The organism is Betaproteobacteria bacterium (assembly GCA_016791345.1).
GTDB lineage: Bacteria > Pseudomonadota > Gammaproteobacteria > Burkholderiales > JAEUMW01 > JAEUMW01.
The window spans coordinates 1-8,692 of record JAEUMW010000462.1; the positions used below are offsets into that span (position 1 = coordinate 1).

The window sequence follows — 8,692 nt, forward strand, 5'->3', positions numbered from 1 at the left end:
GTCGTGCGGTCGAAGACGACGAGATCGCCGTCGCTGTGGCCGCCCAGGGCGAGGAACTCCAGAACATGACCGCCGATGTTCTCGACGCCGGCGGCCTGGATGTGCCGGGGCGCGAGCGGCTCGGTGCCCGCTTCCCAGTCACCGCACATGCGGTACATGTTGTCGGCGAACGCGCCGCCCATGCTCTCGATGCCGCGGATGGTGGCAGGCAAGGCCGAGATACCCACGTCCGCGAAGGCCTGGTTGCCGAGAAAGTGATCGGGATGGAAATGCGTGTTCAGCACTTTCACGACCGGCTGGTTCGTGACCTTGCGGATCGCCGCGCGCAGCTGCTCGCCGTAGCGCCTCGACGGGCCGGTGTCGATCACCACGACTCCGGCGGACGTCACAATGAATGCCGCATTCGCCACGTTGCCGCCGTTCGCCGTGGAGAAGTCCTCGGTGCGCCCGGTCAGGACATAGGTGCCATCGGCGATCTTCTGCGGCGCCAGCCCGTAGTCGAAGGCGGCAGCGAACACGGCGGAGGCGGCGCCCAGCGCCGCAAGAAGAGCGACGAGAGCCCTCATGGCGTCAACCGCGATGCGATCCGGTTGCCGTTGTTGTCCACCCCGCTCAGCACGAGCGCCCCGGACGACTGCACGCGCGCGGGCAGGTCGAAGGTGAAGATCGGATTCTCCGCGACCGGCTCGAAGGTGTTGAGTCGGAAGTACGTGGTCCCGCGCTCGTCCCTGAGCGTAAGTTGCTCGATGTAGAACGCCGGAATGCCCGGCGCGAGACCCGTATCCATCGGGTGCATGACCCGCAGCCTGAGCCGCCGGCCGGCATCGGGCGCGGTCCACACGCGGCCCGTCACCTCGTTCAGCAGCTTCTCCCACCCGCCGGCTGCGCGTGCCGTGCCGGGCGCCGTGCAGCCGCCCCCGGCCGCATCCACCCAGGTGCCGCCGACGTGCCAGACACCGTCTCCCGTGCGCGCCGCCGCGCGCACCGGGCTCGCCTGCTGCAGCTTGAAGCGGAACGCAAGCTGCGGTTTCGCGTGCTCGGGATAGAACTCGAGCACCTTGAGGATCGGATTGAAGTCGGCGAACACCACGATCTCGCGCACCTCGGGCAAGGCCTCGGCATCGACGCGGACCGGGACGCTCATCGAGTCTTCGGCGAACTGCGGCGCCGTGACTTTCACCCTGTCGTCGAAGACCACTGCCTGGTCGCCGAAGAACTGCCTGCGCATGTCTTCCCAGCGCGCCGAAGCGAGGGGATCGCGCCCGTCTTCGGCAAGTGCCGCGTATGCGAGCAGGAGCAGCCCCAACCAACCCCATCTCATTGCGGATTTCCCCCTGTGTCCCGAGTTTGAGCAACCGGCTCGGATCGGCAACATCCGTGCCCCTTCCACCGCTGCTATGATGCCGGCGACAACCTCTTCGCGCCATTTTGCGATGCCGTTACTTTCTGTCCGCACCTCGTGCCTCGACATGGCCTATCTCACCCTCGGCGATGAAGGTGCGCCGCCCATCGTGCTCGTGCACGGATTCCCCGACGACCCCAGCTGTTGGGATCCGATCGCGGAAGCGCTCGCAGCGCGCGGCTTTCGCACCCTCGCGCCGTTCCTGCGCGGCTTCGGTCCGACCCGCTTTCTCGATCCCAATCGCCCGCGCAGCGGCGAGATCGCTGCCCTCGCTCACGACGTGCTCGAGTTCGCCAACGCGCTCAAGCTCGGCTCCTTCGTGCTGGTCGGCCACGACTGGGGCGCGCGCGCGGCGTACGCCGCCACGGCGCTGGCGCCGCACCGGATCAGCGGACTCATCGCGCTGTCCGTGGGCTACGGCGCGCATCCGCCGGGCCACCCACCCCCGTTCGATCAGGCGCGCGCGTACTGGTATCAGTGGTACTTCGGTCACGCCCTGGGGCGCGCGGCACTCGCAGCCAACCGCCGCGCCTTCTGTCGCGACCTGTGGACGACGTGGTCGCCAGGCTGGCCGTTCCCGGAGGAAGACTTCAACAAGGCCGCGCAGTCCTTCGACAATCCGGACTTCGTCGACGTCGCGGTGCATTCCTATCGGCATCGCTGGGGCGGCGTGCCCGGCGACTCGCGCTACGAGCACGCACAGAAGCTGCTCGGGGCGTTGCCGCCGATCACCGCGCCGACGACACTCCTGCACGGCGCGAACGACCACGCCACCCTCGCCTCGTCCACCGAGGGACGCGAGCACCTGTTCCGCGGCAGTTACGTCCGTCGCATCCTGCCCGGCGTCGGTCACTTCATCCCGCGCGAGTCCCCGCACATCGTGCTCGAAGCGATCCTCGAGCGGGTGCATGCGACCGCGCCCTGAGCGTTCGCCCGATGGCCGCCTGCGACTGCCCGGTGGCCAGATGCTCGCGTGGTCGGAGTACGGCGCCCGCCGCGGCGTCGCGGTGCTCTATCACCACGGCTGGCCGGGCTCCCGGCTCGAGGCGGATTTCGCCGACGCGGCAGCGACTGCGTTGAACCTGCGCATCATCGCTCCCGATCGCCCCGGCTACGGCGCCTCGACGCAGTGTCCGTCACGCACTTTCAATGACTGGGCGGCGAACGCCGCGCATCTGCTCGATCACCTCGGCGTCGATCGCTGCGCCGTGGTGGGTGTCTCCGGCGGCGCACCGTTCGCCCTGAGCTGCGCGGCGGCGATGCCCGCCCGGGTCGCCCACGTCTGCGTCGTGAGCGCCATGGGTCCGCTGGCAGGCAGCAACGGCCTGCGCGACTTCGATCCGGTGCGTCGGCTGGCGCTGCGGCTCGCCCGCCGGCGCTCGCGCCTCATGCGCGGGCTGCTCCAGCGCGCGGTCGGACCGCTGCTCGCGCAGCATGCCGAGCGCTTCGTCGCCGCTCTGGCCCGGGGCTGCGCACCTGCCGATCGCGCCACGCTCGCGCAACCGGCGGTGCAGGCGCGGATCGCCGCCTCCTTCCGTGAGGGGCTCGCGGCGAGCGCGGCCGGTGCCGCGCGCGATCTCGAACTCTATGCGGCGCCATGGGACATTCCCCTGGCGGGCATCCAGGCATCCGTGGATCTCTGGCACGGCGACCTGGACGGTATCGTGCCACCCGCGCTCGCACGGCGCCTGGCCGAAGAACTGCCCACGGCCACGGCGCGTTTCATCCCGGGCGAGGGCCATTACTCGCTCCCGCTCGGACATCTAGACACGATTCTCGGCAAGGTTGCCGCGCGCTTGACCGACGGGAACGCCGATGTCGGAGTGCATGCGCACGCGGCCGCGCTCGCGTCATCTCCTCCGCCCTAGCCCGGTATACACGCGACGGCGCTCCTGCTGCCGCTCGCATCTCCCCCCGCTTCCACGCTGCGCCCAAGTGTCGTCGCGGGCCCCACGCCCCGCATGTGGACGCAGGAACGGGTTCTCAAGGAAACGGCGACCTCTGCTCAAGTGTTGTAAACGACTGATACCCGGTCCGAAAGCCCTTGACGCTCACGAATGCGAATTATTATTATTTGCGCCATGGGATCGGAACGTCAGCGCAATACCGAAGACTTTCCTGCGCCGAACAGCAGCGACCTGGACGCACTGCGCCGGGTGTCTTCGGCGGAGTTGCTCGGCCCACGTGGAGAAGTCGTGATCGAGCATCGCGGCCGCGAATACCGACTGCGCATCACGCAGAACGGCAAGCTCATCCTGACTGCCTGAACGCCCGGTCCGATCGGATGGAGGGATGACCCGCGGGTCGCGCGACATCCGGAAAGTACCAACGCCAGCCAGCTTCGGACCTGTCCCGAGCCAGCGAGCCTGCCTCTTCCAGGGGAGCCGCTTTTGGGAATGAACACGCTGGTGGCGATGGTCGCCGCGCTGAGTGCGCTATCGCCGCTCGCCGGCGCTGAGGAGGTCGAATCGGAATCATCGTCTGAGCCACGGATGCGCGAAGTGTCGGTCACCGCAACCCGTACCGAACGTGCCGTGGACGATGTTCCGGCAACGGTCACGGCCATCGATTCCAGGCAGATGGAGCGCGATATCACCGCGGAGGCCAGTCGTGTCGAAACCCTGCTCGCGGCCCTGCTCTATCTCATGACCGCGTATCAGCGCACCGGCTGCAGGCGCATCGCCGCGTGGGTCGCCGCGCACCTCGACTGCGTCGCCGGCCATCCCGCGGCCGATGCCACCATCCGCGAGGTGTGTGCCGGCATGCGCAGTCAGTGGTGGAGCACCGCACACGCACCGGCGCAGGTACCCGCCCGCGTACCGCTGCATGATCGAGGACCAGAACATGGATGCAACGACGTATCACGCCACCACCGGCGTGAGCCTGCGTACCGCCTTGCACGGCCCCGTCCACCGACAGCGACGCGCCGGCGAGCATCGCGAAGAGCACGCGCGGCAGGCGGATCTGTGTCAGCACGGCGGTGGCCTGTGGATCGCTCGCGGATGGATCGACGAGGCCCGCCTGCGCCGTGACCTGCGCCGCGGATTCCGGCGTGAGCGGTTTGTAGCCCTGCACGCCGGTGAGCGCATTGGTGCCGCCAGCCAGCCGGATCATCGCGTCGGCGGCGGTGCCTTCGCCGGAGACGAGCAGCGCGTTGCCGCGACCCGCTGGCAGACCCGGCGCTCATCGGCATCTCCGGCGGCGCCGCCCTCGCCGCCCAGTATGCCGATCGGGTCGTGCTGCTCAAGCAGGGGCGGGTCGTTGCCGACGGTGCCCCCGAGAGCGTGCTTTGGGAGGCACTGGTCTCCTTCGCGTTCTCGGTGCGTGCGCTGGTGATTCCGCACCCGGTAAGCGGCCGACCCCGGGTCGTAGCCACGCCGTGAAGCTCGACCAGATCGCCATGAAACCGAACGCCCGGATCGCCTTCCCGCAAGGACACCGCGATCCCATCGCGCGCGCGAAGGCGCCCCCGACCCGCTGCTCCCGATCCGTCGAACCGGAAGCCGCCCGTAACAGCCACCCAGCCCTCAGCCAGGTCGCCAGCATGTCACTCGAACCCGCCCTGAGGGAGAACAGCATTGAATCAAACGCTCGCCCTGCGGCCCATCGCCGCCGCGTTGAAGGCCTTCGCCGCCCCGTCTCGCCGCTCCCTCCAGCCAGCGCAGACCGATGGCTCCCATCAGGCGTGCGCTTCGCGCGAGCCTGGCGTGCGCACCATGCGGCGCCATACCCTGCTGCCCCTGGGCTTTGCCGCCCTGTCCGGCCTTGCGGGCGTGCCCGACGCGGCCTTTGCGGAGGAGACGCAGAGCCAGTCCTCGCCAGCGCCGGTGGCGCAGTCCGGCGAGCAGACGCTGCCCGAGGTCAAGGTGCGCGATCGCACACAGAGCGACGACTACGTGCCGACCGTGTCGACCATCGGCGGCAAGACGCCGACACCGGTCATGGACATTCCGCAATCGGTCACGATCATCAACCGTGCGGTGATGGACGCGCAGGGTGCGACTTCGCTGCAGGATGCGCTGCGCAACGTTCCCGGTATCACGTTCGGCGGTGCGGAAGGCGGCGTGATCGGCAACAACATCAACCTGCGCGGCTTCACCGCGCGCACCGACCTCTATCTGGATGGCATTCGCGACCGCGGCCAGTACTACCGGGACGTCTTCTCCCTCGATGCCGTGGAGGTGCTGAAGGGGCCCTCGTCGATGCTCTTCGGGCGCGGATCGACCGGCGGCGTGATCAACCAGGTGAGCAAGGTGCCCTCGCTCACGCCGAGCAACTACGCCACCGTGGGGGTCGGCACGCAGCCCATGGTACGCGTGACGGCGGACATCAACCAGCCGATGTCCGAGACTTCCGCATTCCGCGTCGCCCTGATGGGGCAGGACGTCCACTCGTCGCGGGACGTGATGAAGAACGAGAACTACGGCATCGCGCCGTCGGTGCGCTTCGGCATCGGCACGCCGACCGACGTGATCCTGTCGGCGCTGCTGCTGCACAACAACGACATGCCGGATTACGGCCTGCCGCCGGTGAACGGACAGCCGGCCGACGTCAACCGCGGCAACTTCTACGGCCTGACCAACGACCGCACCACGCAGGACGTCGGCGAAGTGCGCGCGCGCGTCGTTCACAAACTCACACCCGAGCTCACGCTCCAGAATCAGACGCAGTACAGCCAGTACAACATCGACGCGCGGGAATCGGGTCCGGGGGCGGTCGGGACGCGTAACTCACGCGGCGTCTTCGTTCCCATTCCAGGCGGCACTGTGACCGGCAACTTCACCACCACGCCGCTCAACCAGCTGTTCGTACAGATCGCCGGCCACGATCGCAGCATCTTCGATCACTCGATCTACAACCAGACCGATCTGATCGCGAATTTCTACACCGGATCGATCGGCCATCAGCTCCTGGCAGGGCTGGAACTCGGCTACGACGACTACGAGAACCAGGCCTACGCGCGGCCGAACCTGCCGGTGGTGTGGTTGCAAAGCCCGCTAGAGCAGGCTGGCAACACGATCACCATCCGCGGCAACTACGCGAACGCGCGCGCGACCACGGTTGCGCCGTACGTGAACGACACGATCACGTTCACACCGAACTGGAAAGTCGTCGCGGGTCTGCGCTGGGATTACTACGATGCGACGTTGAACAATACCATCAACCTGCCACGCCGTACGGACCAGAGCGTGGATTTCCTGAGCGTGCGTGCCGGCCTGATGTACGAACCGAGCTCACTGCAGACCTACTACGTGAGTTACGGCACTTCCTTCAATCCTTCGATCGAGACGCTGACCGTCGTCAATGGCACCCAGAACCTCGATCCCGAGGAGAACCAGTCGATCGAGGCCGGCGGCAAATGGGCGGTGATGGAGGGGAATCTGCTGCTCACTTCTGCCTTGTTCCAGACGAAGAAGAAGAACGCGCGCACCCAGGTATCGACGGGTGTCTACGAGTTGACGGGCGAGGTACGCGTGAACGGCTTCGAGGCGACGGCGGCCGGTCGCATCACGCGCGACTGGCAGGTTCTCGCCGGCTACACGTATCTCGATGCCGAGATCACCGAGGGCTCCACCTTCGAGAACACGAAAGGCAACGTACCGCTCAACACCCCGCGCAACAGCACGTCGCTGTGGACCACCTACAACATCACGCCGGAGTGGCAGGTCGGCGGCGGCATGACCACCATGTCGGGACGCTTCGCCAACAACACCAACACCGTGCGCGTCGGTGACTACGTGCGGGTGGACGCTACCGTCGCCTATCTGCAGCAGCAGTACGAGGTGCGGCTCAACGTGTTCAACCTGTTCAACAAGCTCAGCTTCGATCAACTGATCGCGTCGCAGGGCGGCCGTTCGGTGCCGGGCACGAACACGCAGGCCCTGCTCACGTTCACCTACCGGTTCTGATCAGAGGACAGCCGCTCCATGCTCGTTCGCGTGCCCAAGGTTCTTTCTGCGGAGCAGGTCGCATCGATACGCGGAAGACTCGATGCGGCCGGTGCTGCGTGGGTCGATGGACGCGCCACCGCCGGGCATCAGGGCGCGCAGGTCAAGCGCAATCTGCAGATCGCCGAGAACACGCCGATCGCGCGTGAGCTCGGCGATCCGATCCTCGCTTCGCTGGAGCGCAATCCCCTCTTCATCAGCGCGGCGCTGCCGAGCCACGTCTATCCGCCGCTCTTCAACCGCTACGACGGGGCGGACGGCATGGCCTTCGGCAGCCACGTGGACGGCGCCATCCGGCTGCTGCCAGGCACCGGCATCAAGATCCGCACCGATCTTTCGGCCACGCTCTTTCTGTCGGCGCCGGAGGAGTACGACGGCGGGGAACTGGTGATCGAAGACACCTACGGCGAGCAGTCGGTGAAGCTGCCGGCAGGCGATCTCGTGCTCTACCCCGCCACCAGCCTGCACCGGGTGACACCGGTCACGCGTGGCTCGCGCGTCGCGTCGTTCTTCTGGATCCAGAGCCTCGTGCGCGACGACACGCAGCGCGCGCTCCTGTTCGATCTCGACATGTCGATCGTGAGCCTGTCGCAGGATGCACCGGGCCATGCCGCCCTGGTATGGCTCACCGGCTGTTATCACAACCTGCTGCGCATGTGGGCAGACACCTGAGGCAGCTCATCTACATGGCATCACGCAAACGCATCTCGCAGCGCACGATCTGGTTTCAGATCCACCTCTGGCTCGGCCTGACGCTCGGCATGGTCGGCATCGCCGTCGGCGTCTCCGGCAGCATTCTCGTCATCGACCACGAAATCGACGAATGGCTGCATCCGGCGCGCTACCGGATCAGCGGCTCACAGGTCGCGCTCCCCTTCGCCGAATACGCTGCGCGCGCGGCGCAAGCGCTCGATGGACGCGCAAAACCTACGGGCATCCGACTGCCCGACGGCGAGGAGGGCCCGATCATGGTCTTCGCGCGCCCCCCCGGATCGACCGGTTTCCTGCGCGTGTATCTCGACGCGCCGACCGGCCGCGTGCTGGACGTGACGGAGGGCGTCGACTTCATCGGCTGGATGCACGGCTTTCACGAAAACCTGATGCTGCGCGACTACAACGGCCGCGAGATCGTCGGCTTCGTCGGCGTCGCAATGCTGATCTCTTCGCTTACCGGCATCTATCTCTGGTGGCCGCGGCGGCAGTGGCGCAAGGCGCTCGGCTTTCGCAAAGGGTTCGGCGCCTCGCGCAATCTGCACTACACCTTCGGCTTCTACGGCTCGATCGCGCTCGCGCTGGTCTCCTTCACCGGCTTGTTCCTCTCGTTCACCGACGCCGGGCGCAC

At 67.2% G+C, this 8,692-nt stretch carries 9 protein-coding genes; 7 read left to right on the forward strand and 2 right to left on the reverse strand.

Going from position 1 to position 8,692, the window contains the following annotated elements; all coding sequences use genetic code 11:
- The coding region (locus tag JNK68_17190) for an MBL fold metallo-hydrolase (GenBank protein ID MBL8542078.1) at nt 1–566 on the reverse strand (566 nt) is incomplete at its 3' end.
- Entirely contained in the window at nt 563–1,321 is a 759-nt protein-coding gene (locus JNK68_17195; GenBank protein ID MBL8542079.1) for a quinoprotein dehydrogenase-associated SoxYZ-like carrier, read from the reverse strand. The genes JNK68_17190 and JNK68_17195, both read right to left, overlap by 4 nt.
- A 112-nt stretch (nt 1,322–1,433) precedes the next feature.
- On the opposite strand from JNK68_17195, the gene JNK68_17200 reads away from it, so the two are divergent.
- The 7 genes from JNK68_17200 to JNK68_17230 form a co-directional block, all read left to right on the forward strand.
- Complete coding sequence (locus JNK68_17200; GenBank protein ID MBL8542080.1) at nt 1,434–2,327, forward strand: alpha/beta hydrolase; 894 nt, start codon at nt 1,434–1,436, stop codon at nt 2,325–2,327.
- Nucleotides 2,311–3,270 carry an alpha/beta hydrolase gene (locus tag JNK68_17205; GenBank protein ID MBL8542081.1) on the forward strand — a complete coding sequence of 320 codons (960 nt, stop codon included), beginning with the start codon at nt 2,311–2,313 and terminating at the stop codon, nt 3,268–3,270. Before JNK68_17200 ends, JNK68_17205 begins: the two co-directional genes overlap by 17 nt.
- A gap of 213 nt (nt 3,271–3,483) precedes the next feature.
- Nucleotides 3,484–3,669: a hemin uptake protein HemP gene (locus tag JNK68_17210; protein ID MBL8542082.1), complete on the forward strand. Its 186-nt coding sequence runs from the start codon at nt 3,484–3,486 to the stop codon at nt 3,667–3,669.
- A 969-nt stretch (nt 3,670–4,638) separates the two neighbouring features.
- Complete coding sequence (locus tag JNK68_17215; protein ID MBL8542083.1) at nt 4,639–4,785, forward strand: hypothetical protein; 147 nt, start codon at nt 4,639–4,641, stop codon at nt 4,783–4,785.
- A 333-nt stretch (nt 4,786–5,118) separates the two neighbouring features.
- Nucleotides 5,119–7,311, forward strand: coding sequence for a TonB-dependent siderophore receptor (locus tag JNK68_17220; protein ID MBL8542084.1), 2,193 nt, complete (start codon nt 5,119–5,121; stop codon nt 7,309–7,311).
- A gap of 18 nt (nt 7,312–7,329) precedes the next feature.
- Entirely contained in the window at nt 7,330–8,022 is a 693-nt protein-coding gene (locus tag JNK68_17225) for a Fe2+-dependent dioxygenase (GenBank protein ID MBL8542085.1), read from the forward strand.
- A gap of 14 nt (nt 8,023–8,036) precedes the next feature.
- The coding region (locus tag JNK68_17230; GenBank protein MBL8542086.1) for a PepSY domain-containing protein at nt 8,037–8,692 on the forward strand (656 nt) is incomplete at its 3' end.